Annotated in this window: 14 protein-coding genes; 6 read left to right on the top strand and 8 right to left on the bottom strand. The window is 70.9% G+C overall.

The window, feature by feature from the left end; translation table 11 throughout:
* Window positions 1-9 precede the first annotated feature (9 nt).
* From D4740_RS04480 to D4740_RS04445, 8 genes are all read right to left on the bottom strand, one after another.
* Window positions 10-1,395 carry a sulfate adenylyltransferase subunit 1 gene (locus D4740_RS04480; protein ID WP_119835749.1) on the bottom strand — a complete coding sequence of 462 codons (1,386 nt, stop codon included), beginning with the start codon at window positions 1,393-1,395 and terminating at the stop codon, window positions 10-12.
* The gene (gene cysD / locus D4740_RS04475; protein WP_182911338.1) at window positions 1,395-2,360 is read right to left on the bottom strand and encodes a sulfate adenylyltransferase subunit CysD; all 966 of its coding nucleotides are present in this window, start codon (window positions 2,358-2,360) and stop codon (window positions 1,395-1,397) included. Before cysD ends, D4740_RS04480 begins: the two co-directional genes overlap by 1 nt.
* A gap of 99 nt (window positions 2,361-2,459) precedes the next feature.
* Window positions 2,460-3,275, bottom strand: a complete 816-nt coding sequence (locus tag D4740_RS04470) for a phosphoadenylyl-sulfate reductase (protein WP_119835747.1) — start codon at window positions 3,273-3,275, stop codon at window positions 2,460-2,462.
* Window positions 3,272-5,014: a nitrite/sulfite reductase gene (locus D4740_RS04465; RefSeq protein ID WP_119835746.1), complete on the bottom strand. Its 1,743-nt coding sequence runs from the start codon at window positions 5,012-5,014 to the stop codon at window positions 3,272-3,274. The genes D4740_RS04470 and D4740_RS04465 overlap by 4 nt, the downstream gene beginning before the upstream one ends.
* A 422-nt stretch (window positions 5,015-5,436) precedes the next feature.
* Window positions 5,437-7,833 (bottom strand): FtsX-like permease family protein, encoded by a 2,397-nt coding sequence (locus D4740_RS04460; RefSeq protein WP_147392842.1) that lies wholly within the window; start codon window positions 7,831-7,833, stop codon window positions 5,437-5,439.
* Window positions 7,834-7,855: 22 nt separating this feature from the next.
* The gene (locus D4740_RS04455) at window positions 7,856-8,554 is read right to left on the bottom strand and encodes an ABC transporter ATP-binding protein (protein WP_119835744.1); all 699 of its coding nucleotides are present in this window, start codon (window positions 8,552-8,554) and stop codon (window positions 7,856-7,858) included.
* 41 nt (window positions 8,555-8,595) lie between these two features.
* Window positions 8,596-9,477: a pyrroline-5-carboxylate reductase gene (gene proC / locus D4740_RS04450; RefSeq protein WP_119835743.1), complete on the bottom strand. Its 882-nt coding sequence runs from the start codon at window positions 9,475-9,477 to the stop codon at window positions 8,596-8,598.
* 68 nt (window positions 9,478-9,545) lie between these two features.
* Complete coding sequence (locus D4740_RS04445) at window positions 9,546-10,895, bottom strand: Na+/H+ antiporter family protein (RefSeq protein WP_119835742.1); 1,350 nt, start codon at window positions 10,893-10,895, stop codon at window positions 9,546-9,548.
* A gap of 223 nt (window positions 10,896-11,118) precedes the next feature.
* Between D4740_RS04445 and D4740_RS04440 the strand changes: the two genes are divergently transcribed.
* The 6 genes from D4740_RS04440 to D4740_RS04410 all read left to right on the top strand — a co-directional run bounded on the left by D4740_RS04440 (window position 11,119) and on the right by D4740_RS04410 (window position 21,817).
* Window positions 11,119-11,916: an SDR family NAD(P)-dependent oxidoreductase gene (locus tag D4740_RS04440; protein WP_119835741.1), complete on the top strand. Its 798-nt coding sequence runs from the start codon at window positions 11,119-11,121 to the stop codon at window positions 11,914-11,916.
* 225 nt (window positions 11,917-12,141) lie between these two features.
* On the top strand, window positions 12,142-12,849 hold the full coding sequence (locus tag D4740_RS12685; RefSeq protein WP_147392841.1) for a hypothetical protein: 708 nt from the start codon (window positions 12,142-12,144) through the stop codon (window positions 12,847-12,849).
* A 510-nt stretch (window positions 12,850-13,359) separates the two neighbouring features.
* On the top strand, window positions 13,360-16,806 hold the full coding sequence (gene ileS, locus D4740_RS04425; RefSeq protein ID WP_119835739.1) for an isoleucine--tRNA ligase: 3,447 nt from the start codon (window positions 13,360-13,362) through the stop codon (window positions 16,804-16,806).
* Between the two features lie 59 nt (window positions 16,807-16,865).
* Complete coding sequence (locus D4740_RS04420) at window positions 16,866-17,927, top strand: nitronate monooxygenase family protein (protein WP_220475012.1); 1,062 nt, start codon at window positions 16,866-16,868, stop codon at window positions 17,925-17,927.
* 201 nt (window positions 17,928-18,128) lie between these two features.
* Window positions 18,129-18,914, top strand: a complete 786-nt coding sequence (locus D4740_RS04415; RefSeq protein WP_119835737.1) for an MBL fold metallo-hydrolase — start codon at window positions 18,129-18,131, stop codon at window positions 18,912-18,914.
* Window positions 18,915-19,741: 827 nt separating this feature from the next.
* On the top strand, window positions 19,742-21,817 hold the full coding sequence (locus D4740_RS04410; RefSeq protein WP_119835736.1) for a folylpolyglutamate synthase/dihydrofolate synthase family protein: 2,076 nt from the start codon (window positions 19,742-19,744) through the stop codon (window positions 21,815-21,817).
* Window positions 21,818-22,094: the final 277 nt, after the last annotated feature.

The raw sequence follows: 22,094 nt of genomic DNA, 5'->3' as shown, positions 1-22,094 counted from the left end.
GTACGGCGCTCACGGCAGGACCATCCCGGCTTCCGGGGGCGCTGGGGCAGGCTGCGCGCCGTGGGGCAGACGGGCCATGCCCGCCGCCAGGGTCCCCCCGTCCTGAGGGTCGATGAGGAGGAAGGCCCCGTCGCGGCGGGAGACGGAGTAGTCCTCCACCGGGACGGGGGAGGCCAGGCGCAGCCGGACGCGGCCAATGTCGTTGAGTACCAGGGAGGTGGTCGGTGTGGTGGTCAGGTCGTCGAGGTCGAGGCGTCCCTCGAGCTCCTCCACGAGGGCCTGGACGGTCTGAGTACCGTGCCTGAGCAGCACCCGGGTGCGTGGCCGCAGCGGGTCCTCGCTCAGCCAGGCGAGGTCGGCCTGAAGCCTGCGTACAGGCTGGGGCGGCATGCTGGCGCAGGCCAGGGTGTCCCCGCGGGCGAGGTCGATGTCGTCGGCCAGGCGTATCGTCACCGACTGCCCGGCTGAGGCCTCGCCCAGTCGGGTGTCGGCCAGGTCGATGCTGGCAACGGTGGAGCGCCTGCCACTGGGCAGCGCTACCACCTCCTCGCCCACCCGCACACTGCCGGAGGAGACCTGGCCCGCGTAGCCGCGGTAGTCACGCAGCTCCTCGCTGGGGGCCGCGGCCTGCGGGCGGATGACCATCTGGACCGGCATGCGGAAGGGCAGTCCTGCCTCCTCGACCTGGGCGGGCAGGGTCTCCAGCAGGCCCAGGAGGGTGGGGCCTGTGTAGAAGGGGGTGCGCTGGGAGGCCTCCACCACGTTGTCCCCCAGCAGCGCGGAGGTGGGTAGTGTGCGTACCTGCCTGACTCCCAGCCCGGAGGCGACCTCGTGAACCTGGGTGTCGACCTCCTGGTAGGCCTGGGCGGAGAACCCCACTAGGTCGATCTTGTTGACCGCGACCACCACGTTGGGCACGCGCAGCAGCGCGGCCACCGCCAGGTGCCTGCGGGTCTGCTCCACCACGCCGTGGCGGGCGTCCACCAGCAGCACCACGACGTCGGCGGTGGAGGAGCCGGTGACCGTGTTGCGGGCGTACTGCACGTGACCGGGGCAGTCAGCCAGGATGAAGGAGCGCCGCGTGGTGGCGAAGTAGCGGTAGGCGACGTCAATGGTGATGCCCTGCTCGCGCTCGGCCCGCAAGCCGTCGGTGAGCAGAGCGAGGTCCGCGCTGGTCAGCCCCCTGTCGAGGCTGACCTGCTCGACGGCGGCCATCTGGTCGCGCAGCACCGACCTGGAGTCCAGGAGCAGGCGGCCCACGAGCGTGGACTTGCCGTCGTCGACGCTGCCGGCGGTGGCCAGGCGCAGCAGCCCGCCGACGGGTGAGTGCTGGGCCGGCTGGTCGGCTGGCGCCTGCGGCGGGGCCGACTGGGCTGGTTGGGCCAGGGTGTCCATCAGAAGTAGCCCTCCTTCTTGCGGTCCTCCATCGCGGCCTCGCTGAGGCGGTCGTCAGCACGGGTGGCGCCCCGCTCGGTCACAGTGGAGGCGGCGACCTCGACGGCGACCTCGTGGTTGGTGGCGGCGCGGGACAGAACCGCGCCGGTGCAGGACATGTCGCCCACAGTGCGGTAGCGCACGGTGCGGGTGACCACCTCCTCCCCGTCCCGCGGCACGGTCACGGGAGACACAGCCACCCACATGCCGTCGCGGGAGACGACCTCGCGCTCGTGGGCGTAGTAGAGGCTGGGCAGCCTGATGTCCTCACGCTCGACGTAGCGCCACACGTCCAGCTCGGTCCAGTTGCTCAGCGGGAAGACCCGCACGTGCTCACCCGGGCGGTGGCGGGTGTTGAACAGGTTCCACAGCTCGGGGCGCTGGTTACGCGGGTCCCACTGGCCGAACTCGTCACGCAGGGACACCACGCGCTCCTTGGCCCGCGCCCGGTCCTCGTCGCGTCTGCCGCCACCGAAGACCCCGTCGAACCCTCCGTCGGCGATGGCGTCCAGCAGGGGAAGGGTCTGGAGGGGGTTGCGGGTGCCGTCAGCCCGCTCGCGCAGGCGGCCGTCGTCGATGTAGTCCTGCACCCTGGCGACCACCAGCCGCAGCCCCAGCTCACGGACAACAGCGTCACGATAGTCCAGGACCTCGGGAAAGTTGTGACCGGTGTCCACGTGCAGCACGGGGAAGGGGACGGGCGCTGGCCACAGGGCCTTGCGGGCCAGGTGGAGCAAGACCACGGAGTCCTTGCCGCCAGAGAACAGCAGCACGGGACGACGGCACTCGGCGACCACCTCCCGGATGACCAGGATCGCCTCGGCCTCCAGGGCCTCCAGGTGGTCCAGGCGCCCGCGTCCCGTGGGAGGGGCGCTCGGCTGCCTGACCGGGGCTGCTGTCTCACTCGATGTCGTGGTCGTACTCATCGTTCTCCGGCTCTCGTGGCTTGTGGCTGCTGTGCTGGTCGCTGCGGCTGGTCCTGACATGGTTCCTGAGGTGCTGGTGCCATGCGATGGGCTGCCTGCTCACAGGTGGATGCCGCACTCGGTCTTGCTGAAGCCGGCCCACCGCCCTGAGCGCGGGTCCTCACCGGGGGCGACCCGCCTGGTGCAGGTGGCGCACCCGATGGAGGGGTAGCCGTCGTAGACCAGCGGGTTGACCAGGACCCCGTGCTCGGTTGCGTAGGACATCAGCTCCTCAAGGCTCCAGGGGGCCAGGGGGTTGATCTTGACCATCTGGTGGGTCTGGTCCCAGCCGACCAGGGGGGTCGCAGTACGGGTGGGCGCCTCCTCACGGCGCACGCCGGTGGCCCAGGCCTCGTACCCGCCCAGCGCCAGGTTCAGGGGCTCGACCTTGCGCAGCCGGCAGCAGGTGGCCGGGTCGCGCGCCCACAGGTCGGCACCCAGGCGCTCCTCCTGCTCGGCCACGCTCTCCTGGGGCACGACGTCCACCACGTTGACGTCCATGGTGGCCGCCACCGCGTCGCGGGTGCCGAGGGTCTCGGGGAAGTGGTAGCCGGTGTCCAGGAAGAGGACGTCGACGCCGGGCGCCTCCTGGGAGATGACGTGGGGGAGGACGGCGTCGGCCATGGAACAGGCCACGGCGAGGGTCCCGGGGAAGTTCTCCACCGCCCAGCGGGCCACGGCCTGCGCGGGGGCGTTGTGACCGAGCTCGCGGGCGCCGCGCTCGGCCAGCTCGCGCAGCTCGGTGACGGGGCGGCGTGGGCGGGTGGGCGGGGCCGAGGACTGAGGACCACGGGCGCCAGGTGCTGCTGCCGCCGGTCCGAGCTGTGCCCCCGGCGTCCCCGGTGACGTGGTGGATGGTGTCGTTGCTGGTGTCACTGGAGCTCCTCCTGGTCTGCCCGGTGCGCCCACTGGGAGAAGGACTCCTCGTCCTCGCGCTGGGCGAGGTAGCGGCGCACCAGACGCTCGATGTAGTCGGTCAGGTCGCTGGCGGGCACCTTGAGGCCCCGCACCGTGCGTCCCAGCCCCGCCTCGGAGCGCCCAGCCGTGGCCAGGCCACCTCCCAGGTGCACCTGGAAGCCGGGGACCTGCTCGCCGTCGACAGTGATGATCTGCCCCTTGAGCCCGATGTCGGCGGTCTGGATGCGTACGCAGGAGTTGGGGCAGCCGTTGACGGTCAGCGTGATCCTGCGGTCCGGGCCGGCCTCGCCCAGGTCGGCCAGGCGCTGGTCGAGCTCGGCGGTGACGCGCTCGGCCAGCCTCTTGGTCTCCACGATGGCGAACTTGCAGAACTCCAGGCCGGTGCAGGCCATGGTGTGGCGCTGGAAGACACCCGGCTGCGCCTCCAGGCCCAGCTCGCGTAGTCCGCTGACGGCCTCAGGGACCCGCTCGGGGGGGACGTCGAGCAGGAGCAGGTTCTGGGAGGGTGTGGTGCGCACCCGGTCGCTGCCCAGCCGCCCGGCCAGGTCGGCCAGGCCCAGCAGGACGTCTCCGGACAGCCGTCCCACAGGTGGCTTGGCTCCCACCCAGAACAGGCCGTCCTTCTGCTCGTGGACACCGATGTGGTCGCTGTCGCCTCGGGGTGGCTCGGGCGGTGGCCCGTCGGGCAGCGTCCGCCCCAGGTACTCCTCCTGGAGGACCTGACGGAAGCGCTGCGGCCCCCACTCGGCCATAAGGAACTTGAGCCGGGCCTTGTTGCGCAGTCGGCGGTAGCCGTAGTCGCGGAAGATCCTGATGACCCCGTGCCACACGTCCAGGGCGTCCTCCTGGCTGACGAAGGCTCCCAGGCGCTGGCCCAGGCGCGGGGCGGTGGACAGGGCGCCACCAACCCACAGGTCGTAGCCGGGGCCCAGCTTGGGGTGCCTGACTCCCACCAGGGCGATGTCGTTGATCTCGTGGAGCACGTCCAGGGTGGGGGAGCCGGTCAAGGCAGTCTTGAACTTGCGGGGCAGGTTGGCCAGCTCGGGGTCGCCCAGATAGGTGTCCCTGATGGCCTGGGCCACGGGGGTGGGGTCGATGACCTCGTCCTTGGCGATACCGGCCACGGGGGAGACGAGGAAGCCGCGCGGCGTGTCCCCACAGCCCTCGATAGTGGTCAGGCCCACGGACTCCAGCCTCCGCCACATCTCGGGCACGCTGGCGATCTCGACCCAGTGGAGCTGGATGTTCTGCCGGTCGGTGAGGTCGGCGGTGCCGCGTGCGAAGTCGTTGGAGATCCCGCCTATGGTGCGCAGCTGCTCGCGGTTGAGGCTGCCTCCGTCCAGGCGGATGCGCTGAAGAAAGTAGTGGTCCTCCAGCTCGGAGATGTCGAGCTGGGCGGTGCGCCCGCCGTCGATCCCCTGTCGGCGCTGGGTGTACAGGCCCCACCAGCGGAAGCGGCTATGGAGGTCGTCAGGGTCGATCGACTCGAAGCCGCCAGTGGCGTAGGTGGAGAGGATGCGCTCACGCACCTCCAGCGGGGGACCCTGCTGCTTGACGGCCTCGTTCTCGTTGAGCGGGGTGGTGCCGTCGACGGCCCACTGGCCGTTGGGACGGGCCTTGCGCGGAGGGCGTACCCTCTCCGCTGGCTGCGGGCGGGTGCCGGTACCGGTGGTACCGGGCCTGTCTGCGGTGCTCATGGCTTCTCCAGGCTTCTCCGTGTGTGGGTGGGGAGCGTCCGGAGCAGTCGTCTGGGCACAGCTGGCAGTGCCGTCGAGAGCTGTCTGGGTGCTGGGGCCTCGTGAGAGCAGCAGGCCGCCCGGACGCGTCGTCGCGCCCGAGTCGTTGCTCAGCGTGGCAGGTGCCTCCCGCTGGGTCTCAGGCGCTGGTCAGGCCTGACAACACATGACCCAAGCATGGGCACGCCGACCCACCGCGAGGCGGTGCCCGACGGTGCGCAGCGCGTGCTGGGAGGTCATGACAGGGATGCTAGGCACAGCGTCTTGCTGACGGCAAGTGTGGTTAGCCTCATACGTGCGGTGGTACGGGCGGGCTCGCGGCTGCTAGCCAGCGCCGGGCGCGTGGCCGGGGGCGGGGCGCGGCCGGACCTGCTCCCTGTGGCCTACTCCCTGTCCTTGAGGATCTCCGTGGCCTCCACCCTGCTCAGGTGGCGCCCGGCGGCGAGGCGTGCGGCGGCACAGGTGGTGATGACCAGCGCCGCGATGACGGCCACAGAGCCCCAGGGCAGGACGAACTCGATGGAGAAGGACACGCTTGCGATGAGGACCTGCCACACAGGGCGCATGACCGCCACCGACAGGGGCACCCCTACCAGGAGGGCCACGACCGCGAGCAGCAGGTAGCTGTCCAGGTAGAACGAGCCGACCTCGCGCTCGGAGTAGCCCAGGGTCCTCATCAAGGAGATGGAGTAGGTCTCCTTGTCGATGGCCATCCTCATCAGCAGCAGCATGACGAGGACCAGCAGGGCCACCGAGGCTGCCAGCACGGTGTAGACCGGGGTCGCCATGAGGCTGGCCATCGTGTCGACCCCCTTGATGATGCCGCTGCGGCTGACGGTGGTGACGGCCTGCCGGGCCAGGGCGTCGTCCTCGGCGCTGGTCAGGACGGCGTTGGCGGAGTCGGGCTGCTCGCCGAGCAGCTCGTTGGCGCTGGCCCGGGGCGAGAAGACCATGGGCTCGGGGTAGGAGACGGTCCCCTCGACGACGACGTCATGGCCCTGGCCGTCTGCCGTGGTGAGGGTGAGCTGGTCGCCGGCAGACAGCGAGTGGCGCAGTGCCATGGGCTCGGACACGTAGACGTGGTCCGCCGCGGGGACCTGGAGGTCCTGGGTGAAGTAGCGGCTGCCCTCACTGACCCCGATGAGGCTCACGTTGTCAGGCCCCGCGCCTGAGGAGCGCGACAGGGGCCGTGACAGGGACACCGAGCGGACCGAGGCCAGCTCGGCGTCGTCGGGGAGGTCATCGAGGAGGTCGTCGGGGAGGTCGCCGGGGTGCTGCGAGGACGGGAGGTCGCCAGCCAGCACGTACATGTAGCCGAAGGGGATACCTGACCTGACGTCATCGGCATAGGCGGCGATGCTGGCCCTCATGCCAAGGCTGAGGACGAGCAGAAGGACGGACAGGAGCATCGCGCACAGCATGAGCAGGTAGGTCCGGTACTCCCGCAGCGCGTGACGGACCCGGAACCGGGCGGCGAAGGACAGCCTGGAGAGCCTGATCCTAGGCGGGCGGGTCCTGCCGAGGTCGCGCCGCAGGAGCTGGAGGGGCTCCTTGGACAGCCTCCGCCTGAGCACCATGTAGCCCACCACCGTGACCGACACCAGCGGGGCCGCCAGGCCGTAGACCACCGTCAGCGGTGTGACACTGGCGTGGACGGCGGGGAGCGAGTAGTAGTTCGTCTGGTTCTGCATGTAGGGGGCGGCCAGGGCACCCGCGCCCGTGGCGACCACGGCGGAGGCGGCCGTCAGGGCCAGGGGCAGAGTCATGTAGTGCCGGATCAGCTCGCCACGGGTCAGCCCCAGCGCGTAGAAGGTGCCGATCACCGGGGAGTCCCTGCGGATGCTCTCCGCGACCAGGGTGGCCAGCACGTAGGCGATGAGGAGCATGGCGATGCCTCCCGCCAGGCGGGCGGTCTGCGTGGTGAGCCGCAGGTCGTCCGCGGCTGCGACGATCCTCGGGTTGTCCTCCTGCTTGAGGAAGGAGGTGACTGACACCGCTGAGACGGCCGCGTCAGCCAGGCTAGCCGGGTCGGATGCGTCTCCTGCGTCCGGCTGCTGGCGGGACCGGGCCGCGACCTTGGCCGACGTCTCAGCGACCTCGGTGGCCAGGTCCTCGGCACTTAGGCCGGAGTCTCCCAGCAGGAAGGAGTAGGCGCTCACGGGTGTGCGGGAGCCGTCTGCCAGGCGCTGCCATCCCTGCGGCGAGACGAAGGCGGTGCCGAAGGTCTCGGCGTCAGCGATGACGCCGGAGGCCCGGGACACGACGGTGGAGTAGTCGGGGGTGGATCCCAGGCCGCTGACGGTGTAGGAGGCGCCGTCCAGCTCGATGCTGGAGCCGACGTCCAGGCGGTGGGCTGCGGCGTAGAGCTTCTCGACGACGACCTCGTCGGAGGACTGCGGCAGGCTCCCGGAGTCCAGGGTGACGGTGTTGATCTCTAAGCGGTCCTGGAAGACGCGCACAGTGCTGTCAGGACTGCCAGTGCTGGTGCTGTCACCTGGCCCGGACACGTCCAGGTAGTCCGACCGCTCGACCTGCACGCCCCTGTGCTCCAGGGCCTCGAGGACCTGGGCGTCAAGGGGGCCGGAGGTCGTCATGGAGACGTCCTCGACGTGGGCGGCCTCGTGGTTGTCCAGGACGGTGCCCAGGGCCGTCTCGCTTCCCGCGGACATGCCGGTGGCGACGAACACGCCCAGCAGGACCAGCAGCGCCGAGCCTGCGTACCTAACTGCGTGGTCGCGCAGGTCCCTCATGCTGCGCCGACGTAGCACGCGCGTGCTCATGGCTCAGACTCCCTCAGCTCTCTCACCAGGACAGGCTGGACGCGGGCACGGGGCTCGGTGTGAGGGAGACGTCCTCGACGCGTCCGTCCCTGACCGTGACCGTGCGGTGGGCCATCGCGGATATCGCCTGGTTGTGGGTCACGATGACCACCGTGGTCCCGTGGTCCTGGTTGACCTGCTCCAGCAGCCGGAGCATCTCCCTGGACATCTCGTAGTCCAGCGCGCCGGTGGGCTCGTCGCACAGGAGGACGGCGGGTCGCTTGACCAGGGCGCGCGCGATCGCGCACCGCTGCTGCTGGCCGCCGGAGAGCTGGGAGGGGAACTTGTGCTGGTGCTCGCCCAGGCCCAGCTCGTCAATGAGCTCGTCCAGCGGCATGGGGGTCCTGCTCAGGTACTCGCAGACCTCGATGTTCTCCCTGGCCGTGAGGTTGGGGACGAGGTTGTAGAACTGGAACACGAACCCGATGTGGTGGCGGCGGAACCGGGTCAGCGCCTTGTGCCCCAGCGAGGTGATCTCCTGGCCGGCCACGGTGATCGTGCCCGAGTCGGGCCGGTCCAGGCCTCCGGTGCAGTTCAGCAGGGTCGACTTCCCCGACCCGCTGGCCCCCACGACGCAGCAGATCTCCGAGGTGTCCACCGTGAGGGAGACGTCCTTGAGTACCTGGACCGCCCCCTCGCCGTGGCCGAATGACTTGCTTATCGAGTTGACTGTGATGCCCATGCACGTCTCCACTGTCCGGTTGCCTGCTGGAGTGGGGGACCTCAGTCCTCGCCCAGCTCGCGGTCGCGCTGCGCGGCCGCCTGGGCACCCCGGATGACGGCGTCGGAGAAGCCCGCCCGCTCCATGGCCACCAGCCCGGCCACAGTTGTCCCGCCGGGGGAGGACACGGCGTCCACGAGGTCCGCTGGCGTGCGGGCAGCCTGGCCGGCCTGGGCCTGCTGTGCCTCAGCCTGGACGGTGCGGGCCGTGCCCAGGAGGACCTGGGTGACGATCTCCACCGCCTGGCCCTTGGGGATCCCGCCCAGCACACCCGCCCGTGCCAGGGCCTCGACGAAGGTGAGGACGAAGGCGGGTGAGGAACCCGAGATAGCGGTGAACGTGCTGAAGAGGTGCTCGTCGAGCTCGGTGACGGCGCCCACCGAGCCCATGAGCCGCCTGGCGGTGGCCAGGTCCTCAGGGGTGGCCGAGCGACCCGGTGCCAGGGCGGTCATGGCCTCGCCCACCAGGGCGGCCATGTTCGGCATAGTGCGCACCACCCGGGCACCGGCGGGCAGCAGGGACTCTAGACGCGTGGTGCTCAGCCCGGCCGCCACCGAGACCACCAGCGGGGTGTGGCTGGCCGCGACGTCATGGACCTCAGCGAGGACGATGGGTACCACGTGCGGCTTGACCGCCAGGACGACGACGTCACTGGCGGCCACCAGGGCTGGGGCGCTGTCCGCGACCCGGGCTCCCGTGGCGGCGGCCAGCCGCTCGGCGCTGGGGTCCGGGCTGGGGGCCAGCAGCACCTCCTTGGGGTTCAGGACCCCTGAGGCTGTGCCGCCACGGAGGACAGCCCCCGCCATGTTGCCCGCGCCGATGAAGCCGACGGTCGTAGCAGCAGTCGGTGGGGGTGGTGCTGGGGGGGTCGCGGAGGAGGCCATGGCCTCAGCGTAGCGGCCGCAGCCTCGTGCCGGGGCTCACGGTGGGCTAACCACTGGGCCCGGGAGTCTTACAGCACCATGGCCGCCAGCCACCCGGCGATGATGAGAGGGATGTTGAGGTGGATGAAGGTGGGGATGACCGAGTCGCGCATGTGATCGTGCTGTCCGTCAGCATTGAGGCCGGCGGTGGGTCCCAGCGTGGAGTCCGAGGCGGGCGAGCCCGCGTCGCCCAGGGCCCCGGAGGTGCCGATGAGGGCGACGGTGGCGGCGGGGGAGAAGCCCAGCGTGGCGCACAGGGGCACGTAGATCGCGGAGATGATCGGCAGGGTGGAGAAGGAGGAGCCGATACCCATGGTGATGACCAGACCCACCAGCAGCATGACTAGTGCTGCGGCGGCGCGGCTGCCGGAGAACAGGCCTGTCGCGGACTCCACCAGGGAGTCGATCTGGCCGCTGTCCTGGAGCACCTGGGCGAAGCCCTGGGCAGTGATCATGATGAGGCCGATGAGCGCCATCATGCGCATTCCGCTGGTGAAGACGTCGTCGGCCTCCTTCCAGCCGACCACCCTGGTGGCCATGAACAGCAGCAGTCCCACCAGGGTGCCGATGAGCAGGGGGTCGGCCTCGGAGTCCAGGAGCGTCAGGGCCGTCTGCACGGCGAAGCAGGCCACGACGGCCACCAGGGCGACGACCACGCGGCGGCGGTCGATGGTCTGCGGGGTGGTGGCGTCGACCTGGGCGTTGAGGTCGTAGGCGCGCGGCCTGCGGTAGGTGACCAGCAGGGCGGTGAGCACACCGACGAGCATCCCCAGGGCGGGCAGGGCCATGGCGTGGGTGACCGGGACGTCGGAGACGTCCAGGCCCGCCCTGGCGATGTTGCCGTAGAGGATGTCGTTGAGATAGACCCGGCCGAATCCCAGGGGCAGGAACATGTAGGTGGTCACCAGGCCGAAGGTGATGGCGCAGGCCACCGCACGCCGGTCCAGTCCCAGCCGGCTCATGACGACCAGCAGGGGCGGGACCACCAGCGGGATGAAGGCGATGTGCACCGGGATGAGGTTCTGGCTCATGACGGCCATGGCAATGACCCCGGCCAGCAGCGCCCACCGGCTGGTGCTCACGATCTTCTGCGAGGTGCTCGCGTCACTGGTGTCCAGGCGGGCGATGAGCCAGTTGGCCAGCAGCTGGGGCAGCCCCGAGTGGGCCACGGACATGGCGAAGGCGCCTAGCAGCGCGTAGGACAGGGCAATCTGGGCGCCGCCAGCAAGCCCTTCCTGGAAGGAGACCATGGTCCCCTCGATCCCCATGCCACTGGTCAGCCCGCCCACCAGGGCGCCTACGAACAGGGACAGGACCACGTGCACGCGCAACGTGGCCAGGACGAGCATGACCAGGACGGCAAGAAGGACGGCGTTCATCGTGGAGCCTTCCGACTCGAGGGAGGGAGCGGGCAGAGCCTACCGTGCCTGCTGCGTCTGCTGTGCCCGCCGTGTCCTGGCGTCTGGTCCGGCGTGCTGCCTGCCGTGCTGCCTGCCGTGCTCCCGACCGTGGTGGCGCACTGGCGTCCCGGTTGTGCTGCCGGGGCTCTCTGCGGGCCGTGAGCGGTCGGCGCCAGGGCGTCCCGGGGTGCATCATGGGACCATGAGCGTGACTCCGACCAGTAGTGACATCACCAGCGGCACCACTAGCGACAACGGTGCACGCAGGGCCGTGGTGACAGGCGCCTCCACCGGTATCGGTGCTGCCACCGTCAGGCGTCTGCGCTCCCACGGCTGGCAGGTGGTGGCCACAGCCCGTCGGCAGCAGCGGCTGGAGGCCCTGGCGGGAGAGACCGGCTGCACCTGGGTGGTAGCCGACCTCCAGGTGGGCGACGACGTCGACCGCCTGGCCCGCGAGGTCCTGGCGGACGGACCGGTAGACGCCGTGGTCAACAACGCCGGCGGTGCCCTGGGTGTCGACCCTGTGGCGCAGGGCGACCCGCAGGAGTGGATGACCATGTATGAGCGCAACGTGCTGGCGGCGCTGCGGGTGAGCCAGGCCTTCCTCCCCGGTCTGCGCGAGCGCGGCGGGGACCTGGTCTTCCTCACCTCCACCGCGGCCCACGACACCTACCCGGGTGGGGCAGGGTACGTCGCGGCCAAGCACGCTGAGCGGGTCATCGCGGGCACGCTGCGCCTGGAGCTGGTGGGAGAGCCGGTGCGCGTCATCGAGATCGCCCCCGGGATGGTGGCCACCGAGGAGTTCTCCCTCAACCGGTTCCGTGGTGACGCCCAGGCGGCCCAGAAGGTCTACGCCGGGGTCGCGCAGCCCCTGACCGCCCAGGACGTGGCCGAGTGCGTCACGTGGGCGCTGGAGCGCCCCTCCCACGTCAACATCGACTCGATGATCGTGCGGCCGCGCGCACAAGCCTCCAACACGGTGGTGGCCCGCGAGGGCTGAGGGGCTCGGCCAGGACCGGCTGGCACAGCCAGCACACCAGCCCGGCCAGTCCTGCCAGCACGGTCGGTTGGGTGGCCGGTGGCGGCTCCGGCTGCTGCCACCGGTGCCCGCTGGGTCACAGACTGCGCACAGGAGGGGCCTGAGCCAGGCACAGGGCCTGTCCGTAGTGTCAGGGATGTTCCGGGAGCCCGGAACCATGCCGTTAAGACGCGAAAGGACATATGCATGGCCAACACCACGTCGCCAGCGCCGGACGGCTCCGAGCGGGGTCTGTCTGAGCAGGCTCCAGCCGCTCAAGGACCGGCTGAGCAGGGGTCGGCTGAGCAGCCCCCTGCTGGCGAGCCAGCTGCCGCCTCCTCGTCTCCCCGGTCCGGGCCTCAGTCCGGGACCCCCGCCCCCGCGGCGGCGCCCACCCCTGCGGCTGGCCCGCAGGCGGCGGCGAGTGGGGCACCCGCCCCCGGGTTGACGACGGTGGCCGGTGCCGCGTACGCCCAGCCGCAGGCGGGCACAGACGGCAAGAGCGGCAGCGGCAAGCGGCCATGGTACCGTAGGCGAGTCGTGGGTGCCGCTGCTGCCGTGGCCCTCCTGGCGGGCTCCTTCGGCCTGGGATGGGGTGCCCACGCTATGGCTGGAGGCGGGTGGCACGACGAGCACAGGGGTAGCGGCTCGCACGAGGACTGGATGCCCGGAGGGCACGGTGGTCCCGGTCCCATGGACGGCGCGGACGGGTTGGAGGGGCAAGACTGGTCGGGCGGGGACGGGCGGACGGTCCCTGACGGAAGCGGCCCGTGGCCCGAGGAGAGTAGTAACCCCGGCGCCTCTGAGGGCTCCGACGGGTCTGGTGGCTCCGAGGACTCAGGCTCTGGTGCCACGGAGCCCTCCAGGTTCTCGGAGGAGTCGGCACAGCCCTCGGTGTCGCCAGCCTCAGCCTGATCGACCTCGGTGACGCCCTCAGGCGCTGTCGGTCGGCCAGGGGACCGGCTCGACGGCCTGACCGCCGCAGCCACGGCGGTCACCGGGACGCAGGTGAAGCTGGCCGGGGTATGTCGGGTTGTGGTGTGTGGCCGGGATGACGCTGCCTGGCCCCGGGCCGTGCTGGCCCGTGCGGTGCCGGTGTCCTAGACTTCCCGGCACAAGGCGTGGACCCGGCTATCACCGGCGAGCCTCCGGAGGAACAGGGCGTGACCGGCGCGTGCGTGGGCTGCCCCTAGTAGAACCGGACGGGACAGCCCGTCACAGCTGGTCACGAGGCGGTCGCGCAGGCCTGGCCTCCCGGTCCCCGGGGGGCGGGCGTAGCGCGACAAGCGAGGTGGTACCGCGGCACGCGGCGCCCACCGGGGCTGCGCCAGGCAGCACGCCCCGGCCGGGCGGTGGTGTCGTCCTCGCAGTCCCCGGGCACCCGCCCGGGGCGGCAGGCACGAGCGAGAGCGAGGCGCACCACTGATGGCAGGCACGAGCACGGGGAGGACCACCGCCACCCAGCACACGGGGGCTGCCTTCTACCCCCTCCACCGCAGCGGCGAGGATGTCCCCGCCTCCCCGTCCTTCCCGACCCTGGAGCAGGAGGTCCTGGCCTACTGGAAGGAGGACGCCACCTTCCAGGCGTCTGTCGACAACCGTGCCGGCAGCCGCGTTGACAGCAGCGGCGAGCCCTGCGAGGAGTTCGTCTTCTACGACGGCCCGCCCTTCGCCAACGGCCTGCCCCACTACGGGCACCTGCTGACCGGCTACGTCAAGGACGCGGTGGGGCGCTACCAGACCCAGCGCGGGCGGCGGGTGGAGCGCCGCTTCGGCTGGGACACCCACGGCCTGCCCGCCGAGCTGGAGGCCCAGCGCGAGCTGGGCATCGACGACGTCACCGAGATCACCCGGCCCGGGGGCCTGGGCATCGAGGAGTTCAACGCGGCCTGCCGCACCTCCGTGCTGCGCTACACCAGTCAGTGGGAGGACTACGTCACCCGCCAGGCCCGGTGGGTTGACTTCGACAACGACTACAAGACCCTGGACCCCACCTACATGGAGTCGGTCATCTGGGCCTTCAAGAGCCTCTACGACAAGGGCCTGGCCTACCAGGGCCACCGGGTCCTGCCCTACTGCTGGCACGACCGCACCCCCCTGAGCAACCACGAGCTGCGCATGGACGACGACGTCTACTCCGACCGCCAGGACACCACCGTCACCGTCGGCCTGCGCCTGGAGCAGCGGCTGGACACCACCCACCCCGACGCCGCCCCCGAGCTGGCCCTGATCTGGACCACCACACCGTGGACCCTTCCGTCCAACTCCGCCGTCGCCGTGGGGCCCGACATCGAGTACGTGACCGTGCGCGTGGACGCCAGCCTGGACTCCCCGGTGGCCGGGCAGGACGTGCTGCTGGCCCGTGACCTGCTGGGCGCCTACGCCCGCGAGCTGGGGGAGGACCCGCAGGTGCTGGCCACCTACAGGGGCGCCGACCTGGTCGGGACGCGCTACGTGCCCGCTTACGACTACTTTGACGACGAGACCCACCGCGCCGAGGGCGCCGCCCCCGGTCCCGCCGCGTGGCAGGTCGTCGCGGCCGACTACGTGACCACCACCGACGGGACGGGGCTGGTGCACCTGGCGCCGGCCTTCGGTGAGGACGACATGTACACCTGCCAGGCCCACGGCATCGGCACGGTCATCCCCGTCGACGACGGCGGCTGCTTCACCACTGAGGTGGGCGACTACGCGGGCACGCACATCTTTGACGCCAACAGGCCGATCGTGGCTGACCTGCGCGACGCCGCCGGGCCCCTGGCCCGGCGCCCCCAGGACCAGCGGGCGGTACTGGTGCGCCAGTCCAGCTACGTCCACTCCTACCCGCACTGCTGGCGCTGCCGCAAGCCGCTCATCTACAAGGCGGTGTCCTCCTGGTTCGTGAGGGTCACGGCCATCCGCGACCGGATGGTCGAGCTCAACCAGGAGATCGACTGGTTCCCCGCTCACGTCAAGGACGGGATCTTCGGCAACTGGCTGGCGGGTGCGCGGGACTGGTCGATCTCGCGCAACCGCTTCTGGGGAGCCCCCATCCCCGTGTGGGTCTCTGACGACCCGCACTACCCGCGCACCGATGTCTACGGCTCCTTCGCCGAGCTGGAGCGCGACTTCGGGGTGGAGGTCACCGACCTGCACCGGCCCTTCATCGACACCCTGACCCGCCCCAACCCGGACGACCCCACGGGGCGCTCCACCATGCGCCGTATCCCCGACGTCCTGGACTGCTGGTTCGAGTCCGGCGCCATGCCGTTCGCCCAGGTCCACTACCCGTTCGAGAACGTGGAGTGGTTCGAGTCCCACAACCCGGGGGACTTCATCGTGGAGTACATCGGCCAGACCCGCGGCTGGTTCTATACCCTCCACGTGCTAGCCACCGCGCTGTTCGACCGGCCCGCCTTCACCACCTGCGTCTCCCACGGCATCCTCCTGGGCGACGACGGGGCGAAGATGAGCAAGTCCCTGCGCAACTACCCCGACGTCTCCATGGTCTTCGACCGCGACGGCGCCGACGCCATGCGCTGGTTCCTGCTGTCCTCGCCGGTGGTGCGTGGTGGCAACCTCGTGGTCACTGACAAGGCCATCCGTGACACGGTGCGCCAGGTGCTGCTGCCCCTGTGGAACACCTGGTACTTCTTCGCCCTCTACGCCGCCCAGGCGGGCGGTGAGGGCAGGGAGGACAGCCAGGACCCAGGAGGGCAGCCGGGGGGCAGGGGAGGCTACCTCACCCAGGGCGTGGACCTCCACGACGCCTCCTTGTTCGTCTCCCGGGGCGGGCTGCACGTCATGGACCGCTACATCCTGGCCCGAACCCGGGACCTGGTGTCCACCGTGGGCGCCCAGATGGACTCCTACGACATCACCGGGGCCTGTGCCACGATCCGTGACTTCATGGACGTGCTGACCAACTGGTACCTGCGTACTTCCCGGCAGCGCTTCACCGACGGTGACACCACCGCCTTCGACACCCTCCACACCGTGCTGCGCCTGCTCACCGAGGTCATGGCGCCGCTGGCCCCGCTGACCGCCGAGGAGGTGTGGCGGGGCCTGACCGGAGGCCGCTCGGTGCACCTGACAGACTGGCCGGTGATCCCCGACCACGTGGGCAGCCCGGCGCTGGTGGCCGCCATGGACGAGGCGCGGGCGGCGGTCTCCGCGGCGCTGGGCCTGCGCAAGACGGAGGGCCTGCGCGTGCGTCAGCCGCTGCGCACGCTGACCATCGCCACCGCGGACCCCGGTGCCCTGGCGCCCTTCAAGGACCTGGTGGCCGGGGAGGTCAACGTCAAGGAGGTGCGTGTCCTGGATGCTGAGTCTGCCGGGTACCGGGTCACCAGGGAGGTCGCCCTCAACCCCCGGGCGCTGAGCCCGCAGGTGCGCAGGCTCACCTCCCGGCTGTTCGCCGCTGTCAAGGCGGGGGAGTGGGAGCTGACCGAGGACGGCGACCTACGTTTCAGCCAGGTGCTGCTGGACGGCGTGCCCGTGGTGCTGGAGGCCGAGGACTCCGCCTTCACGGTGACCAGCCGTATCGAGGTTGACGACGACTCCCTGGCCGCTGCCATGCTGGACTCGGGCGCCTTCGTGCTCCTGGACACCGCCCTGGACGACGCCCTGGAGGCTGAGGGGTGGGCGCGCGACCTGGTGCGTCTGGTCCAGGACGAGCGCAAGGCCGCCGGGCTGCACGTGGGTGACCGTATCCGCCTGGAGCTGAGCGTCCCGCAGGACAAGGGGGCCTGGACCCACACCCACATCGACCTGGTCAAGAGCGAGGTGGGCTGCGTAGACGCCTCGGTGGTTGCCGTCCCTGGGGCCACGGCGCCCACTGCCAGGGTGGAGAAGGTCGAGGGCTGGTCTCACAGAGCAGCCGAGACCGGCTGAGGCTCCTGTGGGGACCCAGGGCTGAGGGCTGGGCCTGCGGGGGAGCGTAGCCTGGTCCTGTGCTTCATGTATCGGATCTCAGCCGCCCGGTCATCGTCGCCCCCATGGCTGGAGGCCCCTCCACCCCGGGGCTCGTCACCACTGCTGCCGAGGCTGGTGGTATGGGCTTCCTCGCCGCTGGCTACAGGAGCGTCGAGGAGGTCGTCGAGCAGGTCGAGATGGTCCAGCGCGCGGGTACCACCGTCTTTGGCGTCAACCTCTTCGTTCCCGGCACCCGACCTACCAGCCCCAGCGACCTGGCTGCCGTGCGCACCTACCGCGACCGTCTGGTACCGCTGGCACGCCACTACGGTGTCGAGATGCCCCGGCTGGACCCGGATGACGACAGGGCGGGTACCAGCGGGGCTGACGACGACGGGTGGCACGGTAAGATCCCGGCCCTGCTCGACCTGAGGGTGCCGATGGTGTCCTTCACCTTCGGTTGCCCGCCCGCCGATGTCGTCTCCCGCTTCCACCAGGTCGGAACCGCCTGCCTGGCCACCGTCACCTCGGCCGGGGAGGCACGGCGGGCCACTGCTGCGGGGGTGGACGCCCTCGTGGTCCAGGGACCGGGCGCCGGGGGCCACCGCGCGGTCTTCGACGCCCGCGCCAACCCGCCCGAGCAGAGCCTCGACGACCTGTTCGGCGCCGTGCGCAGCGTCGTGGACCTGCCGCTGGTGGTCACCGGCGGTCTGACGGCGCCCGAGGAGGTCCGTCCCTGGCTGGGCCGGGCCGACGCCGTGGCGCTGGGCACCGCGTTCCTTGACGCCGAGGAGGCGGGGACCCACCCCCTCTACCGGGCCGCGTTGCACGACTCCCGGTTCACCCAGACCGTGGTCACCCGGGCCTTCTCCGGGCGGTGGGCGCGCGGACTGCGCAACGGGTTCACCGACGCCTACTCGGACGGCGCCCCCGCCGCCTACCCTGCCGTCAACAGGCTGACCGGAGTGCTGCGTGCCGCGGCTGCACGCTCGGGCGACCTCGACAACCTGTCCCTGTGGGCTGGCACCAGCTGGCAGCAGACACCCACAGGAACCGTGGCTCAGATCATGAGGGGGCTGACGGACGGGCTGGTGGCATGATGTACCTGGTGCTCCAGCCACTGGGCCACCCCTACGGATCGACCCGCCTCCTGACCGCGCCGCCCGAGCCCTGCTGCCTGGTCCCGTAGGTCCGCCCACCACTCTTGTCGCGCGGTCCCACTGACCGTTGTCAGCTCTCCGACAGGTCTCCTGCCCTGCACCTTCCCCGTCACACGCCCTGCGACCGTCTCAAGGAGACTCATGACGTCCCTGCTTCCCCGCCACGACACAGGCTTCCTCGTGGTTGGCGGTCCCACTGTGGTCATCGACGTCGCAGGCCTGCGGATCGTGTCCGACCCCACCTTCGACCCGCCCACCGACTACGGCCTCCTGCGTAAGACCCGCGGACCCGCAGTGCCCGCCCAGGCGCTCGCCGACGCTGACGTGGTGCTTGTCAGCCACGCTGACCACGCCGACAACCTTGATGCTGCCGGGCGCGACTTCGCCCTGGCCGCCCCGCGCCTGCTCACCTGCCCGGGCTCGGCCCGGCTGCTGGGGGAGGGCGCTCAGGGCCTGGCACCTTGGGAGGCCGCCGAGGTGGCCGACGGGGTGGGCGTGAGGGCCGTCCCGGCCCAGCACGGGCCGGCCGACGGCCAGACCGATGCCGCAGGCTTCGTCAACTGCGAGGTGACCGGGTTCCTCCTCCAGGCTCGGGGCACCACGGTCTACCTCAGTGGTGACAACGCCTCCCTGGAGCTGGTGGCCCAGGTCAGGCAGCGCTTCGGGGTCCCCGACCACGCCGTCCTGCACGCGGGGCGGGCCACCGTGCCAGCCAAGCTCGGGGGCAGGCCGCTGAGCCTGTCAGCCGAGCGGGCCAGCGCGGCCGCGCAGGTACTCGGCTCCCCGCACGTGGTAGTTGCCTACCACACCGGCTGGGAGCACTTTGCCGACGGGCCCGGTGCCACGCTGCGGGCCTTCCGCGACGCCGGCATCCTGGACCGTCTGGACCGCACGCCTGAGGGTCAGTGGAGCGCCGAGAGCGAGTGAGTAGTGAGCGGAGCCAGGCCGACTAGGTGCACTTCCCTGGGGGTTGTGGACAGGGTGGGTGGTGAGGGTCTCCAGCATGCTGTGGGTCACGATGTTCGCATTGCCTGGCCGGGGCCTGATCCACGCCGCGTGTGAAGGGTCCTGTGCCGGGGCCGGCCACGCCCGGCTGGCTCGGTGCCGCTCGAAGCCGCTCGAAGCCGCCTCGCGTCGTCAGAGCCACTCGGGGCTCAGCCGCCTCGCGTGGCCGGGAGTCTGGGACTACTTGTTGGGCGGGAGGCTGGCGGGGGTGGGCCGTGTGCTTGTTTGGGCTGTTCCAGGTGGGGTGCAGTGATGTGAGCCTGCCTGTCACCGCTCCCGCGTGGGTGAAGGGTGTCGTTGTGGGGTGCAGCAGCGCGAGCCAGTCTCACACCCCCGGGCACTGCCGGTGTCCCAGCGTGTCCTGGTGTGCTGGCGCCGATCCACCCCGGGCTGGAGGGCGGGGACCGCCTGGCCCCCAGCGTGTCCTGGTGTGCTGGCGCCGATCCACCCCCTGGTGACACCTTCTAGCCAGGGCTGATTCGTGCCAGCTCACCTCGCACGAGTCCCGTAGGAGTGGATCCGCTCAAACGGACAACCCCACCCCTCCCAGGAGGTGTGGCAGCAGACACTCGGCGCCAGGCCCTCAGCGCGCCAGGCACCCACTGACCCACACCACCACCAGCCCCGGCCCCAGCGGCCAGACCTCCGCACAAGCACGCACACAACCTCACAGGGACGTACAGCCAGGGCCTGTCGTCTAGGCTGCTTCCTCAGGTACGAGCACCCACCAGGAAGCAGGACTCAGGGACATGAGCAGCAGGCACCAGCGTGACGCCGTCGGCCGCCAGGGTCGAGGTCCTCGGCCAGGCCATCACCCAGGTGCGGCCTTTGGCCTCCCCGGCCGGGCTGGTCGGCAGGACGGTGAGCAAAACGGTGAGGGGGGCGCCGCTGGTGTCGCGGCTGACGGCGCCGCCCTGGGTCCTACCCGGCGGGCTGGTAGCCGGGGAGCTCCTGAGGGTGGTGAGGGCCCCGGCGGCGTGAGGGGTGCCGGAGAGACCGGTGGCGTGGACCCCGAGCTCCTGCCCTACCTGGAGGCTGCCGACGCCCCTGACCCCGAGGACCCTGCCGGTGCCGCTGGTCTAGCGGAGACAGTGGACGGTGCCGGTCCCGGTGGCGGCTCCGCCGACGGCTGGTCCCTGGCGGACGCCGCTGAGGCTCAGGACACCTCCTGGCAGCGCCAGGCCCAGGCTGAGGAGGAGGACCTGGCTGCTCTGCGCGAGCTGGTGGTGGCCAGCATGCTGCCCGGCGGGGACCTGGAGCGTCTTGACGAGCTCCTCGCCGAGGTTGACGCGGAGGACGCTGATGATCCTGACGGGTGGGGCTCCTGGGAGCCGCAGCCGGATGAGGACCCCTCTGACACCTCGGGCATGCAGGACCCGGCTGCTGACCCGGCTGCTGACCTGGCCGAGGAGGAGACCCGTCGCCGCGACCTGGAGGCGGCGGCCCGCCAGGTGGAGGTGTCCGCACGCATGCGCCAGGTCGAGACCGAGATCCTCTCCCGGGCGCCCGAGCACCAGGTCCAGCCCTCCCTGGAGCGGGTCGAGGCAGTCCTGGACATCCTGGGCCACCCGGAGCGCAGCTACCGCACCGTCCACGTCGCCGGCACCAACGGCAAGACCTCGACAGCCCGCATGACCGAGCGGCTGCTTGCCGCTACCGGGATGCGTACCGGCAGGTTCACCTCCCCGCACCTGGCCACGATCCGCGAGCGCATCACGCTCGACGGCGAGCCGATCAGCGAGGAGGGCTTTATCGCGGCCTGGGAGGACGTCGCCCCCTACATCCAGATGGTGGACGAGCGCTCCCAGGTGCAGGGCGGTCCCCGGCTGTCCTTCTTCGAGGTGCTCACCGTCATGGCCCTGGCCGCCTTCGCTGACGCTCCGGTGGACGTGGCGGTCATCGAGGTCGGGCTGGGTGGTCGATGGGACGCCACCAACGTCATCGGCCCCGATGTCGCTGTCATCACCCCCGTCGCCCGGGACCACGAGCGCTGGCTAGGTTCGGACCTGGCCGACATCGCTCGTGAGAAGGCTGGGATCATCAAGGACGGCGCCGTCGTGGTCACCGCCCACCAGCTTCCCGAGGTCCGTGCCCAGGTGGAGGAGGCTGTGGCTGCCCACCGGGCGGTGGAACGCCGTGAGCACGACACCCTGGAGGACCCGGAGGAGCCGGGTGCGGGCGTGCTGGAGGTGAGCGGGCGCCAGGTGGCCGTCGGCGGCCAGCTGGTCACCCTGCGCACGGCTGCGGCCGTCTACGAAGACGTCTTCGTGCCCTTGCACGGCCGCTACCAGGCGCACAACGCCCTGCTGGCCCTGGCTGCGACCGAGGCGGTCATGGGTGGGCGGGCACTGCCTCCCCGGGTAGTGGAGGAAGGGCTGGCCTCGGTGACCTCCCCGGGGCGGCTGGAGGTGCTGCGCTCCTCGCCGACCGTCCTGGTGGACGCCGCCCACAACCCCCACGGCGTCGAGGCGCTCGTCGAGGCGGTCGAGGAGGTCTTCGGCTTCCGCCACCTGGTGGCCGTCGTGGGTGTCATGGCGGACAAGGACGTCGAGGGGATCCTGGGCGGGCTGGAGCCGGCCACCGACGCGGTGGTCTGTGTGCCGATCGCCTCTGAGCGGGCCATGGACGTGGAGGACCTGGCGGAGGTCGCCCGGGAGGTCTACGGGCAGGACCGGGTCAGCCTCGCCCATGACCTGGCTGAGGGCGTGGACCTGGCCGCGACCCTCGCGGAGGGCACTGACGCTCCTGCGACGTCGTCCGGGGTGGTCATTGTCGGCTCGGTCCTCCTTGCCGCCCAGGCCCGGGCGCTGTTCGGAGCACGCTAGGAGCGCGGCAGGAGCACGGTAGACCGGGCCTCGTGCCCCTGGCGCTCTCGCGGTGCCGCCCGGGTGCTGCCCGGGAGCCTGTGGGCGCACGCTGCCCCGCCAGCCCCGGGACCTGCCGGGGTACTGGCTCGCAGCAGCACCGGGAATCGAGGCAGCACAAAGTATGGGGGAGGTCACGCTCCCGTCACGTTCCCGCTTGTGTACACAGATGTAATCTTGTGTGCACAAGCGGCCCGGCTTGCGCCCCGGGCCGGTCCCGGTTCCCGAGGAGACACCC

Source organism: Actinomyces sp. 2119, from assembly GCF_003591215.1.
GTDB lineage: Bacteria > Actinomycetota > Actinomycetes > Actinomycetales > Actinomycetaceae > Actinomyces > Actinomyces lilanjuaniae.
The sequence above is the reverse complement of the archived record's forward strand: the minus strand, read 5'-3'. Positions and strand labels throughout refer to the sequence as shown.

Bases quoted from the DNA above. Each gene is read 5' to 3' on its own strand.
- D4740_RS04415 (WP_119835737.1), top strand. From the start codon at position 18,129: ATGACGTCCCTGCTTCCCCGCCACGACACAGGCTTCCTCGTGGTTGGC.
- D4740_RS04460 (WP_147392842.1), bottom strand. From the start codon at position 7,833: ATGAGCACGCGCGTGCTACGTCGGCGCAGCATGAGGGACCTGCGCGAC.
- D4740_RS04410 (WP_119835736.1), top strand. From the start codon at position 19,742: ATGAGCAGCAGGCACCAGCGTGACGCCGTCGGCCGCCAGGGTCGAGGT.
- cysD (WP_182911338.1), bottom strand. From the start codon at position 2,360: ATGAGTACGACCACGACATCGAGTGAGACAGCAGCCCCGGTCAGGCAG.
- D4740_RS04465 (WP_119835746.1), bottom strand. From the start codon at position 5,014: ATGAGCACCGCAGACAGGCCCGGTACCACCGGTACCGGCACCCGCCCG.
- D4740_RS04480 (WP_119835749.1), bottom strand. From the start codon at position 1,395: ATGGACACCCTGGCCCAACCAGCCCAGTCGGCCCCGCCGCAGGCGCCA.
- D4740_RS04455 (WP_119835744.1), bottom strand. From the start codon at position 8,554: ATGGGCATCACAGTCAACTCGATAAGCAAGTCATTCGGCCACGGCGAG.
- D4740_RS12685 (WP_147392841.1), top strand. From the start codon at position 12,142: ATGGCCAACACCACGTCGCCAGCGCCGGACGGCTCCGAGCGGGGTCTG.
- ileS (WP_119835739.1), top strand. From the start codon at position 13,360: ATGGCAGGCACGAGCACGGGGAGGACCACCGCCACCCAGCACACGGGG.
- proC (WP_119835743.1), bottom strand. From the start codon at position 9,477: ATGGCCTCCTCCGCGACCCCCCCAGCACCACCCCCACCGACTGCTGCT.
- D4740_RS04445 (WP_119835742.1), bottom strand. From the start codon at position 10,895: ATGAACGCCGTCCTTCTTGCCGTCCTGGTCATGCTCGTCCTGGCCACG.
- D4740_RS04440 (WP_119835741.1), top strand. From the start codon at position 11,119: ATGAGCGTGACTCCGACCAGTAGTGACATCACCAGCGGCACCACTAGC.